The 1,233-nt window shown below is 41.7% G+C and carries 1 protein-coding gene; it reads left to right on the plus strand.

Annotation, left to right across the window (positions count from 1 at the left end; genetic code table 11):
* Window positions 1-729: hypothetical protein (locus ASG93_RS12030; protein ID WP_162262849.1), on the plus strand; the 729-nt coding region annotated here is incomplete at its 5' end.
* Window positions 730-1,233: the final 504 nt, after the last annotated feature.

Consider the following 1,233-nt stretch of genomic DNA (forward strand, 5'->3'; position numbering starts at 1 on the left):
GCAACACCAAAAACGTATGAGTTCACAGCAACTCACCTTGAAGATTTGAACAGCAAAGGTCTTACATTTACAGCCGTAGGCGCAGGAACAGCTAAAGTTGAAGCGAAGCTAATACAAAACCCTGGTAAAACGAACGAAAGCACACTGAAAACAGTGGATAGCTCCATGGAAGTTGTTGCGGATAGCACAGAGTTAACGTATAGCATCAATCCAGTAAGTGACCTATATGCAACACTTGATAGTGGTGTAGTTAAAGATGCTGAGAAGCTTTTGGCGCCAGCAACGGAGTGGGTATTCAACGGAAGTCTTGGAAGAAAAGTAGAAATTACAGCGAAGAACATATCTGGAGAAGCAGTAGCAATCCCGGCAGGTCGTGTAATTAGTGCTTCCTCTTCGGATCAAAATGTTGCAAAAGTAGCACAAAACGGTGGTGACATCGTGGTAGTAGGCAATAAAGCTGGTAAAGCGACTATTACAGTTGTATACAAACTAGCTAATGGTTCAACAAAAGACGAAACAGTTGCAGTTAATGTAAAAGCAGATCAAGTTGTTGCTTCAACAGTAACAGCAGATGGATCTAACGACATTACAATGCCGACTGTAACACCAGTAACGGTAGCTGCACACACATTGTTGCCAAGCTTGAAAATCGTTGACAACTACGGCGTTGAGTACACAGATGCTGAGTTGGTAAGATACGCAGATCTACTTGGTGACATTTATCGGTAGAAAAGATNGCAGATGGATCTAACGACATTACAATGCCGACTGTAACACCAGTAACGGTAGCTGCACACACATTGTTGCCAAGCTTGAAAATCGTTGACAACTACGGCGTTGAGTACACAGATGCTGAGTTGGTAAGATACGCAGATCTACTTGGTGTTCAATATGTAGTAACAGATGTTAAAGGTGGAACAGTAACAGTTAATGCTGACCGCACAGTTAAGATTGGCGCAGGCGTGACTGAGTTCAACATTAAGGCTATTGCAAATGGCAAGTCCGTTACGACTTTGGTTAACTAATACAAGCTAAGAAGGCCCGCGAGGGCCTTCTTTGTTTATATGTAGGCTATTCAGCTCAACTGGAAAATACTTATCAATGAAATTATGTATACAGTCACGTATACTAACTCATGTAGCCAAGGTGATAGACGCGAAGCTACATAGAGTCATGTCATGATTCATTAGTCGTCCCGTTGGTTATAAGTTTTTATAACAAAAAAACTTTCAT

Source organism: Paenibacillus sp. Soil787 (assembly GCF_001429545.1).
Lineage (GTDB): Bacteria > Bacillota > Bacilli > Paenibacillales > NBRC-103111 > Paenibacillus_E.